The sequence below is a fragment of the Amycolatopsis sp. PS_44_ISF1 genome, from assembly GCF_032335455.1.
Taxonomy (GTDB): Bacteria; Actinomycetota; Actinomycetes; order Mycobacteriales; family Pseudonocardiaceae; genus Amycolatopsis.
Genome location: NZ_JANUXO010000002.1, coordinates 815528 through 830313 on the forward strand (window position 1 = coordinate 815528; position 14786 = coordinate 830313).

Annotated in this window: 16 protein-coding genes; 10 read left to right on the forward strand and 6 right to left on the reverse strand. The window is 73.8% G+C overall.

The genetic code is table 11. The annotated features are described in order from the left end of the window. Positions 1-160: 160 nt before the first annotated feature. Positions 161-739, reverse strand: a complete 579-nt coding sequence (locus NYF13_RS18515) for a TetR family transcriptional regulator (protein ID WP_315658378.1) — start codon at positions 737-739, stop codon at positions 161-163. A 156-nt stretch (positions 740-895) separates the two neighbouring features. Between NYF13_RS18515 and NYF13_RS18520 the strand changes: the two genes are divergently transcribed. From NYF13_RS18520 to NYF13_RS18550, 7 genes are all read left to right on the forward strand, one after another. Continuing rightward, positions 896-2434: an amino acid permease gene (locus tag NYF13_RS18520; RefSeq protein ID WP_315658379.1), complete on the forward strand. Its 1539-nt coding sequence runs from the start codon at positions 896-898 to the stop codon at positions 2432-2434. 88 nt (positions 2435-2522) lie between these two features. Next, positions 2523-2918 carry a GMC oxidoreductase gene (locus NYF13_RS36740; protein ID WP_396287614.1) on the forward strand — a complete coding sequence of 132 codons (396 nt, stop codon included), beginning with the start codon at positions 2523-2525 and terminating at the stop codon, positions 2916-2918. A 99-nt stretch (positions 2919-3017) separates the two neighbouring features. Then, on the forward strand, positions 3018-3335 hold the full coding sequence (locus tag NYF13_RS18530) for a bifunctional 3-phenylpropionate/cinnamic acid dioxygenase ferredoxin subunit (protein WP_315658381.1): 318 nt from the start codon (positions 3018-3020) through the stop codon (positions 3333-3335). After that, a complete protein-coding gene (locus NYF13_RS18535; RefSeq protein WP_315658383.1) occupies positions 3332-4513 on the forward strand; it encodes an FAD-dependent oxidoreductase in 1182 nt (393 codons plus the stop codon). Before NYF13_RS18530 ends, NYF13_RS18535 begins: the two co-directional genes overlap by 4 nt. 11 nt (positions 4514-4524) lie before the next feature. After that, a complete protein-coding gene (locus NYF13_RS18540) occupies positions 4525-5385 on the forward strand; it encodes a LysR family transcriptional regulator (RefSeq protein ID WP_315658385.1) in 861 nt (286 codons plus the stop codon). A gap of 311 nt (positions 5386-5696) precedes the next feature. Next, positions 5697-8045, forward strand: coding sequence for an arylsulfatase (locus NYF13_RS18545; RefSeq protein ID WP_315658386.1), 2349 nt, complete (start codon positions 5697-5699; stop codon positions 8043-8045). 138 nt (positions 8046-8183) lie between these two features. Then, entirely contained in the window at positions 8184-8753 is a 570-nt protein-coding gene (locus NYF13_RS18550) for a CGNR zinc finger domain-containing protein (protein WP_315658387.1), read from the forward strand. Between the two features lie 23 nt (positions 8754-8776). Here the strand turns inward: NYF13_RS18550 and NYF13_RS18555 are convergent, their stop codons facing one another. The 3 genes from NYF13_RS18555 to NYF13_RS18565 form a co-directional block, all read right to left on the reverse strand. Beyond that, on the reverse strand, positions 8777-9214 hold the full coding sequence (locus tag NYF13_RS18555; RefSeq protein ID WP_315658389.1) for a L,D-transpeptidase: 438 nt from the start codon (positions 9212-9214) through the stop codon (positions 8777-8779). A gap of 79 nt (positions 9215-9293) precedes the next feature. Then, positions 9294-9863, reverse strand: coding sequence for an HD domain-containing protein (locus tag NYF13_RS18560; protein ID WP_315658392.1), 570 nt, complete (start codon positions 9861-9863; stop codon positions 9294-9296). Between the two features lie 125 nt (positions 9864-9988). Beyond that, positions 9989-10543: a helix-turn-helix domain-containing protein gene (locus tag NYF13_RS18565; RefSeq protein ID WP_315660364.1), complete on the reverse strand. Its 555-nt coding sequence runs from the start codon at positions 10541-10543 to the stop codon at positions 9989-9991. 119 nt (positions 10544-10662) lie between these two features. Here NYF13_RS18565 and NYF13_RS18570 point away from each other — a divergent pair, with 119 nt between their 5' ends. Beyond that, positions 10663-11418 carry a crotonase/enoyl-CoA hydratase family protein gene (locus tag NYF13_RS18570; protein WP_315658394.1) on the forward strand — a complete coding sequence of 252 codons (756 nt, stop codon included), beginning with the start codon at positions 10663-10665 and terminating at the stop codon, positions 11416-11418. Positions 11419-11494: 76 nt separating this feature from the next. Then, entirely contained in the window at positions 11495-12424 is a 930-nt protein-coding gene (lepB, locus tag NYF13_RS18575) for a signal peptidase I (RefSeq protein WP_315658395.1), read from the forward strand. 156 nt (positions 12425-12580) lie between these two features. Here lepB and NYF13_RS18580 read toward each other — a convergent pair whose 3' ends face one another. Then, the gene (locus NYF13_RS18580) at positions 12581-12814 is read right to left on the reverse strand and encodes a hypothetical protein (protein ID WP_315658396.1); all 234 of its coding nucleotides are present in this window, start codon (positions 12812-12814) and stop codon (positions 12581-12583) included. A gap of 423 nt (positions 12815-13237) precedes the next feature. On the opposite strand from NYF13_RS18580, the gene NYF13_RS18585 reads away from it, so the two are divergent. Then, positions 13238-13735: an ATP-binding protein gene (locus NYF13_RS18585; protein WP_315658398.1), complete on the forward strand. Its 498-nt coding sequence runs from the start codon at positions 13238-13240 to the stop codon at positions 13733-13735. A 120-nt stretch (positions 13736-13855) separates the two neighbouring features. Here NYF13_RS18585 and NYF13_RS18590 read toward each other — a convergent pair whose 3' ends face one another. After that, positions 13856-14734 (reverse strand): EamA family transporter, encoded by an 879-nt coding sequence (locus NYF13_RS18590; protein ID WP_315658400.1) that lies wholly within the window; start codon positions 14732-14734, stop codon positions 13856-13858. Positions 14735-14786: the final 52 nt, after the last annotated feature.

The window sequence follows — 14786 nt, forward strand, 5'->3', positions numbered from 1 at the left end:
CCGCAGTTGCGCATTACGCGTCGGGTTGCTCTTTCCGGAACACTGTGCGGGCGCGCCGGGGCCGGTGTCAAGAACGGGTTCCCGCGTCACCCGATTACCGGCAGGCCGGGGAAAACCGGGGCGTGATCACGGTTTCCGGCGGGCCGTCGCCGGGCCCGGGTCAGGCCCCGGGCCCCGCGATGGCCCGCCGGAACAGGGCTTCGATCTCGGCGTGCTCCGGCTGCGGCTCGGCCAGCGCCGCCTGCATGAGCAGACCGCAGAACAGCCCGGCCAGCAGCCGTCCGGTCACCGCGTCGGTGCGGGAGCGGAACAGCTCGATCAGCGCGTCGTCCCAGGCCGCGCTGGCCGGGCGCAGCCGCGGGCGGTGCAGGGCGGCGACGTAGAGGTCGTACTCGACGACGGTGTGCGGGTACAGCTCGTGGATGTACCCCATCACCAGCGTGGCCAGCTCGGTGGCGAAATCGGCGTCCGGCGCGAGCGAGCCCTCCCACTCCCGCAGCTCGCGCACGTTGTTCTCGGCCGCCTCGTGCAGCGCGACTTCCAGCAGGTCGTCGAGGGTGGCGAAATGATAGGTGGTCGAGCCGAGCGGCACCCCGGCCACGGCCGCCACCGCGCGGTGGGTCAGCCCGTCGATGCCCCGCTCGGCGACCACCCGGATGGCCGCCTTCGCGATGCGCGCGCGCCGCTCCGGGTCGTTCGGACCGCGCAGCCGGCGCTCGGCCGTCCCCTTCGCCGCCATCGCCCCCGCTGCTCCTTCCCGGTCCGCCGGCGCAACCCGCACACTCGTTGTGGACAGGTGTACATGCTTCGCGTACAAATGTACGCACTCGAAGTGCCCGACGTCACAGCGTCCTGACTTCGCAGCGTCCCCTGTCCCCCACCACGAGGACGAATCATGACCACAACGGAAAAACCGGCGGGCGGGGGCGACGGGTCCGACAGCTCCGAACTCGCGAAGTTCGGCTACCGCCAGGAACTCGAACGCTCCCTCGGCTCCTTCTCCAGCTTCGCCGCCGGGTTCAGCTACATCTCGATCATGACCGGCGTGTTCCAGCTCTTCTTCTTCGGCTTCGGCTCCGGCGGCCCGGCCTTCATCTGGACCTGGCCGCTGGTCTTCGCCGGGCAGCTGGCCGTGGCGCTGTGCTTCGCCGAACTGGCCGGGCAGTTCCCGCTGGCCGGCTCGGTCTACCAGTGGGCCAAGCAGATCGCCCGGCCGGTGACCTCCTGGCTGGCCGGCTGGATCATGATCATCGGCGCGATCGTCACCGCCGCGGCCGTGGCGGTGGCCTACCAGATCATCCTGCCGCAGGTGTCCACGGTGTTCCAGCTCGTGGGCAGCGACGCCGACGCCGGGCTCACCTCCACCCCCGGCGGCGCGCGGAACGCGATCATCCTCGCCCTCGTGCTCGTGGTGTTCGCGACCATCGTGAACCTGATCGGGGTCAAGCTGATGGCGAAGATCAACAACTTCGGCGTGGCCGTGGAGCTGATCGCCAGCGTGCTGCTGATCGTCGCGCTGGCCGTGCACGTCAAGCGCGGGCCCGGGCTGGTGTTCGACACCCACGGCACCGGCGCCGGCCGGCCGCTCGGCTACCTCGGCGCCTTCCTGGTGGCCTCACTGATGAGCGCGTACGTGTTCTACGGCTTCGACACCGCGGGCTCGCTCGCCGAAGAGACCACGCAGCCGCGGCGGCACGCGCCCCGCGCCATCCTGCGCGCGATCACCGCCGCGTTCCTGGTCGGCGGGCTGATGATGCTGGCCGGCATGATGGCGGTCGGCAACCTCGACGCCCAGGAGCTGAGCACGTCCGGCATGCCGTACCTGCTCAAGAGCACGCTGGGCCCCGGCCTCGGCGACGCCTTCCTGGTCTGCTCGGCCATCGCCATCACGGTGTGCTGCCTGGCGGTGCAGACGGCGGCGATCCGGATGACCTTCGCCATGGCCCGCGACCGGCGCCTGCCGTTCGCCCGGGCGCTGTCGAAGGTGTCAGAGCGGTCCAAGACCCCGGTGGTGCCCGCGCTGGTCACCGGCGGGCTGACCGTGGTGGTGCTGCTGATCAACCTGGGCAACCAGCGCGCGTTCTTCGTGCTCACCTCGACCGCGATCATCCTGTTCTACATCCCCTACCTGATGGTCACCGCGCCGATGCTGCTGCGCCGCCTGCGCGGGCAGTGGCCGGGGCCCGGGCACGGCCCGTACTTCCGGCTCGGCCGCTGGGGCGTGGTGGTCAACCTGGTCGCGGTGCTCTACGGGGCGGGCATGACGGTCAACCTGCTCTGGCCGCGCGCCGAGGTCTACGGCGGCGACCACTGGTACTTCCAGTGGGGGGCGGTGCTGATCACCGCGCTGATCGTCGTGGCCGGCGGGGTGCTGCTGCTGGTGCGGCGGCGCTGGGCGGCCGGGCACTCCGGCCCCGGACCGGTGACCGGATGACCACAGGAGGACCGGGAGGTTCCGGACAGTACGGCTTCGTCATCGCAGCAACCCGCTCGACTACGAGCACTGGGTCGGCGACCCCGGGATGTCCACTGGGGACCACGCCCACTGCCTGCCCCACTTCCAGTGTCGGGAGAACTGCCTCGCCGACGCGCCCGCGGCCGAGCTGGAGCGGCTGGGCATCGACGTGATCGAGGACGGCCCGGTGCCGGACGGCGGGCACGGCTACCAGGTGCACGTCGGCCCGATGTACGCCGACACCCGCGGCACGGTGAAGATCACCTCGACCGACCCGCGGCAGCACCCGGCGCTGAAGTTCGACTACCTGCCCACCGAGAACGACCGCCGCGACTGGGTCGAGGCGGTGCGGGTGGCGCGCAGGATCCTCGGCCGGCCCCCTACAACGCCGGGCCCAGGGTACGGACCGACGAGCAGATCCTGGACTGGGATCCCGGTGGGGCTACCGGTTCGTAACCCTTGACGGACCCGGGGCGCCACCCGCAGACTTGTTGCGTATCGCGTTCTGCGTTCCGTATTGCGCAACAACCTCACAGACTCCCCGTTTCTCCCGGAGGCCTCGATGCGACGCGCGTGCACAGTGGACGAACTGCCCCCCGGCGAATCCGTGCGGATCGCGGGACCCGAGCCGATCGCGGTGTTCAACGCCGATGGGGAGCTCTACGCGATCGACGACACCTGCACCCACCAGGACGCGTCGCTGTCGGAGGGCTGGCTGGAGGGGTGCTTCGTGGAGTGCCCGCTGCACGCGGCGCTGTTCGACCTGCGCACCGGGGTGCCCTCGTGCCTGCCCGCGAAGAAGCCCGTGCGCACCTACGCCGTGTCCGTCGAGGAAGGCGTCATCTACGTGCAGTCCGGCGCCCGGGAGAACGCCGCGTGAAGAGTGTCGCCGTCATCGGCGCCTCGCTCGCCGGGGCCCGCGCCGCGCAAGAGTTGCGGGCCCAGGGGTTCGACGGGCGGGTGGTGCTGGTCGGCGAGGAGCCGCACCGGCCCTACGACCGGCCGCCGCTGTCGAAGGCGTTCCTGGCCGGCACGGCGGAGCGTGAGTCGCTGGACCTGCTCGACGAAGAGGACGCCGCCTCGCTGGAGCTGCGGCTGGGCACCCGCGCGGAACGGCTCGACCCGGCCGCCGGGCGGGTGGTGCTCTCCGACGGCGAGCTGGCCGTGGACGGGGTGGTGATCGCGACCGGCGGACGCGCCCGGACCCTGCCCGCGGCGGCGGGCGTCGCCGGTGTGCACGTGCTGCGCACCCTCGAAGATTCGGTGGCCCTGCGGGAAGAACTCGTGCCGGGGGCGCGGGCGGTGATCGTCGGCGCGGGGTTCGTCGGGGCCGAGGTCGCCTCCACCGCCCGGGCCCTGGGCCTCGACGTCACCGTGCTGGAGGCGCTGGAAACGCCGCTGGCCCGCGTGCTCGGCCCGGAGCTGGCGCGGGCCTGCTCGGGGCTGCACGCCCGGCACGGCACGACGTTGCGCTGCGGCGCGGTGGTCGAGACCCTGCTGACCGCGGGCGACGGCCCGCGCCGCCGGGTCACCGGCGTCCGGCTGGCCGGGGGTGAGCGGCTGCCCGCGGACGTGGTGGTCGTCGGCATCGGCATGGTCCCGGCCACCGGCTGGCTGGCCGGCTCCGGACTGGAGCTCGGCAACGGCGTGCACACCTGCGGCGGGCTGGTCACCAGCCGGCCGAACATCGTCGCGGTCGGCGACGTCGCGGCGTACGCGCACGCGGAAACCGGGGCCCGCCACCGCCACGAGCACTGGACCAACGCCGTGGAGCAGGCGCCGGTGGCCGTGGCGAACCTGCTGGCCGGGAAGGTGGTCCGGCCCTACGTCCCCAGCGGTTACGTCTGGTCCGACCAGTACTCCGGCACCCTGCAGCTCGCCGGTCACCCCGAGCCCGGCGACGAGGTGGTGTTCGTGGAGGGCTCGGCCGGGGACGACGCGTTCGTGGCGACCTACCGGCGGGCCGGGGCCACCGTCGGGGTGTTCGCGCTCAACCGCGCCAAGCAGTTCACCCGGCTGCGCCGTCAGGCCCTGCGCCGCCCGGCCTCGGTGGCCTGACGCCGCCGGGGATGGAGCGCCGCCAGCTGGAGTACTTCCTCGCCGTGGTCGACCACGGCGGGTTCACCAACGCCGCGCGGCGGCTGCACGTGGCCCAGCCCTCGCTGTCCCAAGCCGTGCGGACGCTGGAGAAGCAGCTCGGCGGGCTGCTGTTCCACCGGCTCCCGCACGGCGCCGAGCTGACCGCCGCGGGCACCGCGCTGGTCGCCCCGGCCCGGCAGATCCTGCGGGACCTGCGGACCGCGGACGCGGCGGTGCGCGAGGTGCTGGGGCTCGGCGGCGGATCGCTGGACATCGCCTCGCAGACCACCCTGGCGGTCGACCCGCTGGCCGCACTGCTGGGCCGCTTCCGCGCCGCGCACCCGAAGGTGCGGGTGCGCGTGCGGGCCCCGGAGACCGGGTCCGACGTGGTCAACCGGGTGCGCGACGGGCAGAGCGAGGTCGGCCTGGTCGAGTCCGGCTCGGACACCGCCGGGCTGGCCGGGGTGGACCTGGCCGAGCAGGAGGTGTTCGCGGTGCTGCCCGCGGACAGCCCGCGCACCGGGCCCCTGCCCCGGGCCGAGCTGGCCGGGCTGGACCTGGTCACCACGCCGTGGGGCACCGCCACGCGCCGGCTGGTCGAGGACGCGCTGCGCGGCGGCGGGAGCGGGCCGCGGATCGTCGTCGAGACCGAGCACCGCGCCATGATGGTCCCGCTGGTGCTCGCCGGCGCCGGGGCCGCGCTGCTGCCCCGCGCCATGGCCGAGGACGCCCGCCGCCAAGGCGCGGTGATCGTGCCGCTGCTACCCCGCCTGGTCCGGCGCGGGCGCCTGGTCTGGCGGGCGGGCCCGCTCTCCCCGGCCGCGGCGGAATTCATCGCGCTGGTCCCCTGAGCGGCCAGGACGGCGAGGACCGGCGCCGCGGCCGCCACGCGAGCACCGCCACCGGCGGGATGTCCACAGTGGTCAGGCGGGCCCCTTTTCCCCCTCGCGGCCGGCCGTCGTCGCGTTCTCGTGGAACCGCCCGCGACGGTGGCGGAGCCGGCCCCGATAGCCATCGCCTACCGGCCGGATCCACTTCCGGTCTCGGTCCGCCCCTCGCGCCCGTTGCCCGGCCGGGCCCCGCCGTGTGACGCTGCGCAGGTCTCCGGAATTCGTTCTCCCCCGGGGTTTTCCGTCCGTCCACTTCGGAAGGATCCGCCACCATGCCCGCCTTCCCCGCCGGCCGGCACGTGCTGCCGCGCCCGGACGCCGCCGGTCCCTTCACGGTCGCGCTCGACGCGCGGGAGCAGCGGGAGCCGTTCGCCCCGATCGGCCCGGTGCCGCCGCCGCCCTCGGCCCCCAACGTGGTGATCGTGCTGCTGGACGACCTCGGGTTCGGCACCTCCAGCGCGTTCGGCGGACCGTGCCGGATGCCCGCGGCCGATCGCCTGGCCGCCGACGGTCTGCGCTACACCCGCTTCCACGTCACCGCGCTGTGCTCCCCCACCCGGCAGGCACTGATGACCGGGCGCAACCACCACTCGGTCGGGATGGGCGGGACCACCGAGATGGCCACGGCCGCCCCCGGCTACCACGGCTTCCGCCCGCGCAGCGCGGCCACCCTGGCGCAGATTTTGCAGGGTAACGGTTACAGCACCGCCGCGTTCGGCAAATGGCACCAGACCCCGCCGCGGGAGATCAGCGCCGTCGGCCCGTTCGACCGCTGGCCCACCGGTGAGGGTTTCGACACCTTCTACGGCTTCATGGGCGCGGAGATGAACCACTGGTACCCGCTGCTCTACGAAGGCACCACGCCGGTCGAGCCGTCCCGGCGCCCGGAGCAGGGCTACCACTTGTCCGAGGACCTGGTCGACCACGCTGTGGACTGGGTGCGCACGCAGCACACCCTGACCCCGGACCGCCCGTTCTTCACCTACCTCGCGCTCGGCGCCGCGCACGCGCCGCTGCACGTGGGGCCCGGCTGGCGCGACCGGTACCGCGGCCGGTTCGACCACGGCTGGGACCGGCAGCGCGAGCTGACCTTGGCGCGGCAGAAGGAGCTCGGCGTGGTCCCGCCGGAGACCGAACTCGCCCCGTGGGCCGAGGGGGTGCCGCACTGGGACGAGCTGACCGGCACCCAGCGCGAGCTCGGCGCCCGCTTCATGGAGACCTTCGCCGGCTTCACCGAGCACGCCGACACCCAGGTCGGCCGGTTCGTCGACGCGCTCGAAGAGCTGGGCGTCCTGGACGACACGCTGGTGCTGTACCTGCTGGGCGACAACGGCGCCTCCGGCGAGGGCGGCCTCGAAGGCAGCACCGTCGAGCACCGGCTGGGCCACGGGATCGTCGACGACCCCGAGGAGATGATCCGCCACCTCGACCGGATCGGCGGCCCGGACACCTACCCGATCGCGCCGGCCGGGTGGGCGCTGGCGCTCAACACCCCGTACCAGTGGACCAAGCAGGTCGCCTCGCACCTCGGCGGCACGCGCGACGGGCTGATCGTGCGCTGGCCGGCCGGCGGCGCGACCGGCGGCGGGCTGCGCCACCAGTTCGGCCACGTGATCGACGTGCTGCCGACGGTGCTGGACTGCGCCGGGATCCCCGCGCCGTTCAGCGTCGACGGCGCGGCGCAGCAGCCGATCGAGGGCACCAGCCTGCGCGCGACCCTGGCCGCCGCCGACGCGCCGGAACTGCACCACACGCAGTACTTCGAGATGTGCGGCAACCGCGGGATCTACCACCGGGGCTGGATGGCGGTCACCCGCCACGGCGTGCCGTGGGAGATGGTGCCGACCGGGCGGCGGCCGTTCACCGAGGACGTCTGGGAGCTCTACGACCTCGCCACCGACTGGAGCCAGGCGCACGACCTCGCCGCGCAGCACCCTTCGCGGCTGCGCGCGTTGCAGGAGCTGTTCCTGGTCGAAGCGGCCAAGCACGGGGTGTTCCCGCTCGACGACCGCGTGACCGAGCGGGAGAACCCGGTGCTGGCCGGCCGGATCGACCTGCTCGGCGATCGGACCTCGGTCACCTACCGCGGCGGGATGCGCCGCTTCACCGAGGAGACGACGCCGAACGTCAAGAACCGTTCGCACTCGGTCACCGCCGACCTGGCAGCACCCGCCCGGCCCGCAAGCGGAGTCGTGATCGCGCAGGGCGGCCGGTTCGGCGGGTGGGCGCTGTACTTCACCGGCGGCCGCCCGGCGTACGTCTACAACTACTTCGGGCTGGAACGGTTCACCGTCGCCGCCTCCGCGGTGCTCGCGCCCGGACGCCACGAAGTCCGGCTGGACTTCGACTACGACGGCGGCGGGCTCGGCCGGGGCGGCACCGCCGTGCTCACCGTCGACGGCGAGAAGCAGGCGACCGGCCGGGTCGAGCGGACCATCCCGTACTACTTCTCCTTCGACGAGACCCTGGACGTCGGCGTGGACCTGGGCACCCCGGTGACCGACGACTACCCGGCGCCGGACACCACGTTCACCGGCCTGATCCACACCGTCCGCATCGACCTCGCCGCGGCGGCCGAGCTCGACGGGGGCCTGCACCGGCGGGTCCTGGGCGCGCAGTGACGCGGTCCGCTCCGGCGTGACCGTGGTTCACCACCGGCGGCCCGTCACCCCCGCGCGGGGAACCGGCACCACCTGCCGAAGTCACCGCGACAAGTCCGGCAACCGGTCGACGCCCCTTAATGGGTTAGAATGACCGGTATGGACCGGCCCCTGCTCGGCGAACCCCTCGGCCTCGACCTGCTCAACACCACGTGGATCGAGCGCGGCGGTCCCGCCGACCTGCTCACCGACCTGGCCGGGATGCGGCTCTGGCTGCGGCAGAACGACCTCGACCTGCCGGTCACCGAAGCCGCCCGGTCGGCCTTGGTCACCGCCCGCGAAGCGATCCGCGCCCACACCCTGGCCACCGGGACCGGTGGGCCGGTTACCACGACTTCCGGCATCACCGCGACCGTCAGCCTCGATGCGGCCCGTGAAGGTCTCAACTCCGTGCTCGCCTGGGGAAGGCATCGTCCGGAGCTGGGCCCGTCCGGTCCGGCGGCGGTGGCCGAGGTGGCCAGTCCCGATCGGCGCGCGGGCTGGCTCGCCGCGGTCGGCTACCTGGAGCTGCTCACCGCCGACCCGACCCGGGTCCGGCACTGCGCGCATCCCGAGTGCGTCCTGTACTTCTACGACACCAGCCCGAAACGCAGCCGCCGCTGGTGCTCCATGGCCACCTGCGGCAACCGCGCCAAGGCCGCCCGCCACTACGCGCGCACCAAGGACTGAGCCGGCGGCTCGATCCGGCCCGGCTACTTCACGACCTCGACGACGTCCCCCGGCTTCAACGCGTTGAAGAACGCCACCGCGTCGGCGTGGGAGAGGTGCACGCAGCCGTGCGACTGCACCTTCAGGCTGCCCTGGTGGAAGGCGACGCCGGTATTGGTGAAGAACACCGAATACGGCATCGGCCCGTGGAATTGCTTGCTGTAGTGGTCGATGTCCTTGTACTGGACGCGGAACGTGCCCGCGGGGGTCGGGAACGCGGCCAGGCCGACGGTCACCGGCACCCCGCCCCGGCTCACCGAGCCCCGGGTCATCAGCCACGCCGTGTTCGTGTGCAACTGCACGCAGGCTTTGGCCTGGACGCTGCACGGCGGTCCGGCCGCCGCCTCCGCGCTCGCGCCGAAGCCGAGGGTCGCCGCCACCGCGGCCGCACTGGCCACTACCGCTGTGATGCTCCGTTTCATCGTGCGCCTCCCGAGTAGTCCCACTGGAGGGCAGAATTCCCCGGCCGGTGACTTTCCAACCACACCGCGGCCGAACGGGTTAACGACGGCGCCAGGCCAGCGGCGACAGCTCCAACGCCGCGGCGGCGAGCTCACGAGCGGTCCCGGTGTACAGGTCCCGCCGGCCCGAGGCCAGCCATTCGTCCACTGAGGACGCTCCCAGGTCCCGGTACTCCAGCGCCTGCAGCAGCATCTCCAGCTTGTCCGCGTCCTTCGCGCAGCGGGATTCCGGCGATTCCCGGTCCTCGTACTCGCCGACCGCAGCCCGGACCACGGCTCGGGCCGCGCCGGGCAGCCCGGCGGTCTGGTCGGCGGTGATGGCGCGCGGGTCCGGCTTGGCCAGGTACGGCGCGGCGGTGTGCGGCAGGTCGCCCGTGCGGGTCTCCTGGGTGTCGTGCCAGAGCGCGAGGAACGAAGCCCGCTCCGGCGACGCCCCCTCCTGCGCGGCGATCAGCGCGGCCAGCTGCGCGGTGCGCATGGTGTGCTCGGCCACCGACTCCGGGTCCCGGACCCCGGCCTGCCACCAGCCCGCGCGGCGCACGCGCTTGAGCACCCCCAGCTCGAAGCCGAAGGCGACCAGCGCGTCGGTGGCGTCGAAAACGTCGGACAAAGTGGCTCCCGGAGTGGACGGCGGAGGGGCACCGCTCACCCTAGGGCCCGTGGGTGACCAGGCCGGTCAGAACCGCCGCGGCTTCCCTTCGGCCCCCGCGCGCACGGATGTCCGAAAAGGACAGGTCACCCGTGCGCGGCCACCCACTGCTCCACGAGCGCGTCCGCCGCGGCCTCGTCCGCCCGCAGCACGCTGGTCAGGGCGAGGCCGCGCAGGAGCATCAACAGCGAGTCGACGGCCAGCCGGCTGTCCTCTTCGGACACCCGCCGGCCGGACCGGGCCCGGGCGAACGCGGTCCGCAGCTCCCGGCCCACCTCGCGCTCGGCCGGGACCAGCGAGGCGTGCAGGGCCGGGTCGGTGCGCGCGCCCATCCACAGCTCCAGCCCGGCCAGGTACAACGGACCGGACATCGCCGCGCGCACGGCCGCGACCAGGTCCGGCAACGACCGGGCCGGGCCCTCTTCGCGCAGGCGCGCGAGCTGCGCCTCCGCGACGTGGTGGATCGCGGCGACGAACAGCTCCTGCTTCGAACCGAAGTGGTGCAACAGCGCCCCGCGCGACACCCCCGCCCGCTCCTGGACGCGCTGGGTGGTGGTCCCGGCGTAGCCGAATTCGACCAGGCAGCGCACGGTCGCGTCCAGCAGGTTCCGGTGCGTGCGCGTGTGCTGGGCCTGACGCATCGAGCTCACCGGCCGACCCTACCGCGACCCCGCTGCGACCCGACGCGAACCACCGCCCCCGTTGACAGTCCGGACGGACTGTGAAAATCTCGGCCCGGTCCACCCCGGGAGGAACGCCCATGACCGTGCTCGTCGGCCACCGAGGACCGGTGACCACCATCGGCATCAACCGCCCCGAGCGCCGCAACGCCGTCGACCGGGCCACGGCCGCGGCGCTGGCCGACGCGTTCCGCGCCTTCGACGCCGACCCGGCCGGCTCGGTCGCGGTGCTCTACGGCGCCGGCGGCACCTTCTGCGCGGGCGCGGACCTCAAGGCGATCGGCTCCGGCGCGGGCAACCGGACCGAGGCCGACGGCGACGGGCCGATGGGCCCGACCCGGTTGAAGCTGGGGAAGCCGGTGATCGCCGCGATCGGCGGGCACGCCGTCGCGGGCGGGCTGGAGCTGGCCGTGTGGGCCGATCTGCGCGTGGTCGAGGAGTCCGCGGTGCTCGGGGTGTTCTGCCGCCGGTGGGGGGTGCCGCTGATCGACGGCGGCACGGTGCGGCTGCCCCGGCTGATCGGCCGTGGCCCGGCGCTGGACCTGATCCTCACCGGCCGCCCGGTCGGCGCGGCCGAGGCGCTGCGCCTCGGGCTGGCGAACCGGGTGGTCCCGGACGGCGGCGCGCTGGAGGCCGCGGTGCGGCTGGGACTCGAGCTGGCCGCGCTGCCCCAGACCTGCCTGCGCGAAGACCGCGCTTCGGTGCTGGAGCAGGACGGGCTGGACGAGGAATCGGCGCTGGCCAACGAATTCCGCCATGGCCGGATTGCGCTGGCGAGCGGCGCCTTGGCCGGGGCCCAGCGGTTCACCACCCGCCGCGATCGGCCCGGCGGCTGACCGGCCGCCGCGACACCCCCGATCGAGACCGGCGGCGCTGCGACGGGGACCCGCCAGGCACCGGTAGCCTGGCCCGGTGGCCGACCCCATTCCCCGTGAGCACGCCGGAAGTGACCCCGAACGTCCGGATCCGGACGACCCGGGCGAATCCTCCGCCCCGGCCGGACGCGGTCGCAGGCAACGCAAAAAACGCCCGTTCTGGCAGGAACTCCCGATCCTGATCGTGGTCGCCCTGGTGCTCACGATCCTGATCCAGCAGTTCGTGGGCAAGGTCTTCATGATCCCTTCGCAGTCGATGGAGACCACGCTGCACGGCTGCCCCGGCTGCTTCGGCGACCGGGTGCTGGTCGACCGGGTCACCTACGACTTCACCGACCCCGGCCCGGGCGACGTGATCGTGTTCCGCGGCCCGCCCTCGTGGAGCGAGCACGAGATCGCGCCGCAGGAGTCGGGCAACTTCTTCGCCAAGGCCGTGCGCGAGATCGGCTCGCTGATCGGCTTCGCGCCGCCGGACGAGGAGGATTTCGTCAAGCGCGTGATCGCCGTCGGCGGCCAGACCGTGCAGTGCTGCGACCCGCAGGGCCGGGTGGTGGTGGACGGCAAGGCCCTCGACGAGCCGTACGTGCACTCGGAGGACCCGAGCCAGCCGGTCGAGATGCCGTTCGCCCCGGTCAAGGTCCCCGAGGGCAATCTCTGGGTGATGGGCGACAACCGCGAAAACTCCTGCGACTCCCGCTGCCAGGGCGGCGGCGGGGCGAAGGCCACGGTGCCGATCGGCAACGTGATCGGCAAAGCCCGGCTCATCGTGCTGCCGCCTTCGCGCTGGGGCGGGGTGGGCGACCACAACGCCCAGGAGAGCGCGACCCCGGTCGCCCTCGGGGCGCCCGGCTGGCAGCAGGGCCTCCCGCTGGGCGTGGGCGCGGCCCTGTCCGTGCCCACGGTGGTCCTCGGCCGCCGGATGCGTGAGAACTCCGGGCAGCGGAAGAAGCAGCGCCGCCGGAAGTGAAACGCGCCCGGCCCGTGACCCGGGCCGGGCGCTGTCCTTCCCTCGCCGGTACTCCCCCGAGGACTGTCCGATCGCGACAGTCCGTTCAGTTCCCGATTCTTCGGGCCGTCGGCGGCCCGGCTCGGTCGCAGACCGCGGTGACGTGGCCGGCGGCCGTCACGCGCCGGCGCTCACTTCGATGATGTTCTCCGCGCGCACCCACTCCGGCTCGGTGTCCAGGGCCCGCCCGTCCCCCCGGACCGGGACCCAGGTGATGTCGGTGTACCGGTCGAACACCGCTCCCCCGGCGACCACGCCCCGCCGGCACGGCAGCCGCGAGCGGCACCCCCCGGAGCGGTAGGTCACGGCAAGGCCCGCCGCGATCGGCCCGGGAAAATCGTCCTGCGCCATCGGCTCCCCTCCCTGATACGGGCAACCTTGGCACCGGTCCGGCGGACACTGAAGCCCCGTCCCACGGGCGGGCGACCCCCGGCAGGGGGACAGCCGCCGATCCGGACCGGCGAAGGGCGCCCGTGCCCCTCGTGGACCGGCCCCGGCGCGCGGGCCCGCCCGGATCATCCGAGCCGCACCCCGGGCGCCCGGTGACCGGGCCCGGCCGGTGATTCGGGCCCGCCGCAACGCGCCGGTGCGCGAACCACTGGTCCAGACCTCGGCCGGAAAGCTTTGACCTGCGCCGTTCCCCGGGCGGCGCGGCGGGGGCGAGCGGCCGGGTTCCCGGACCGCCCTCCCGCCGAATCCCGGTGGGGCGGCGGTGGCATGATGCCCGCACGGTCCCGCTCGGCCGGGCCCGTGAGCCGACGAGGAAGGTGAGGCTTGAGCGCGCGCACCACCCAGGTGGACGATCTCCGACTGGTGGCGCAGCCCAGTGCAGTTCCGTGCACCGAGCTGTTCGTCCGCCTGCTCCTGACCGACTGGTCGCTGCTGCCCATGGTGGAGCAGATCACCGCCACGACCGCGCGCCTGGTCGGCGACGTCGTGGACCAGAGCCGCGCCGCGGCGCCCGCGTTCGTCACCGTGCGGCTGCAGCTGCGCGGCGACGTGCTGGTGGTGGAGGTCGAGGACGACCTGCCCGACCCCAGGCCGCCGAGGCCCGCGCCGGGCGAGCGGATGGGCGTCGAGCCCCACCGCGGCGGCCGCACCACCTGGTGCGAGGTCCCCCTGCCCGGCGGCCTGTCCGCGGGCCAGGTCCGCCTCCCCCGGCGCCAGGACCGCCGCACCCTGGTCGACGAACCGGTCTCCGGCGACCCGGTCGCCGCCGACCCCGAGGTGCTGGAACGCCTGCTCAACCGCCTCAGCGGCTGGTCCGGCTGAGCCGGCCGTGGACGCGGCTCCACCGCAACTCCGGCTCCACAGTGGACGAACCGGGCCCGCGACCGGGTGGCCCGCCGCCGGGTGTCCACCGTGGACGCCCGCGGCCGGAGAAGTACGCCCTCATCGGTGGATGTCCGGCCGAGGTCCCGCGGCGGCGGCCACCGGCCGCGCCCCGGTCCGCTCCGCGCCGATGCCCGCGACGACCACGAACGCCACCCCCGCGACGGCGCCGGGAGCCGGGACCTGGTGCAGCACCAGCAATCCGATCACCAGGGCCAGCGCGGGCTCCACGCTCATCAGCGTGCCGAAGGCGGAGGCGGTCAGCCGCCGCAGGGCCAGCATCTCGAAGCTGAACGGGATCACCGGCACCAGCAGCGCCAGCCCCAGCCCGGCCAGCACGAGCGGCCAGCTCAGGTGCGCGAAGACCGAGGGCCCGGCCACCAGGGTCGCGGCCAGCCCCGCCACCGGCATCGAAACCGCCAGCCCGCGCACGCCGGCCACCTCGTCGCCGACCCGTTGCGTCAGCAGGATGTAGGCCGCCCAGCAGACCGCCGAAGCCAGCGCGTAGCCGACCCCGGCCGGATCCACCCCACCCCGCCACGGCTCGGTCAGCAGCACCACACCGGCCGCGGCCAGCACCGCCCACAGCCGTTTCCCGCCCGCCCCGCGCACCACCGCGACGGTCAGCGGGCCCAGGAACTCCAGTGCGCTGGCCGTGCCCATCGGGATCCGGGCCACGGCGGCCATGAACATCATGGTCATGCCCGCGGTCACCACGCCGAGCGCGACGCAGGCCAGCAGCGTCGGGCGGCGCAACGACGACAGCCGCGGCCGCACCAGCACGAGCAGCAGGACCCCGGCCCAGGCCAGGCGGAGGAACGCCGCGCCACCGGGACCGATGCGGTCGAACAGGCCGACCGAGACCGCGAGGCCGAGCTGGACGCAGAGCATGGCGGCGACGGCGAGCGAGGCACCCGCGCGGGCGGAGGAGGGGAGCACGGGTCCAGGTAAGCCCACCGCCACCGTTCGTGTCCACGTGCCGATGCTGGAC

Bases quoted from the DNA above. Each gene is read 5' to 3' on its own strand.
- NYF13_RS18570 (WP_315658394.1), top strand. From the start codon at position 10,663: ATGACCGTGCTCGTCGGCCACCGAGGACCGGTGACCACCATCGGCATC.
- NYF13_RS18520 (WP_315658379.1), top strand. From the start codon at position 896: ATGACCACAACGGAAAAACCGGCGGGCGGGGGCGACGGGTCCGACAGC.
- NYF13_RS18545 (WP_315658386.1), top strand. From the start codon at position 5,697: ATGCCCGCCTTCCCCGCCGGCCGGCACGTGCTGCCGCGCCCGGACGCC.
- NYF13_RS18550 (WP_315658387.1), top strand. From the start codon at position 8,184: ATGGACCGGCCCCTGCTCGGCGAACCCCTCGGCCTCGACCTGCTCAAC.
- NYF13_RS18515 (WP_315658378.1), bottom strand. From the start codon at position 739: ATGGCGGCGAAGGGGACGGCCGAGCGCCGGCTGCGCGGTCCGAACGAC.
- NYF13_RS18540 (WP_315658385.1), top strand. From the start codon at position 4,525: ATGGAGCGCCGCCAGCTGGAGTACTTCCTCGCCGTGGTCGACCACGGC.
- NYF13_RS36740 (WP_396287614.1), top strand. From the start codon at position 2,523: ATGTCCACTGGGGACCACGCCCACTGCCTGCCCCACTTCCAGTGTCGG.
- NYF13_RS18580 (WP_315658396.1), bottom strand. From the start codon at position 12,814: ATGGCGCAGGACGATTTTCCCGGGCCGATCGCGGCGGGCCTTGCCGTG.
- NYF13_RS18555 (WP_315658389.1), bottom strand. From the start codon at position 9,214: ATGAAACGGAGCATCACAGCGGTAGTGGCCAGTGCGGCCGCGGTGGCG.
- NYF13_RS18530 (WP_315658381.1), top strand. From the start codon at position 3,018: ATGCGACGCGCGTGCACAGTGGACGAACTGCCCCCCGGCGAATCCGTG.
- NYF13_RS18565 (WP_315660364.1), bottom strand. From the start codon at position 10,543: ATGCGTCAGGCCCAGCACACGCGCACGCACCGGAACCTGCTGGACGCG.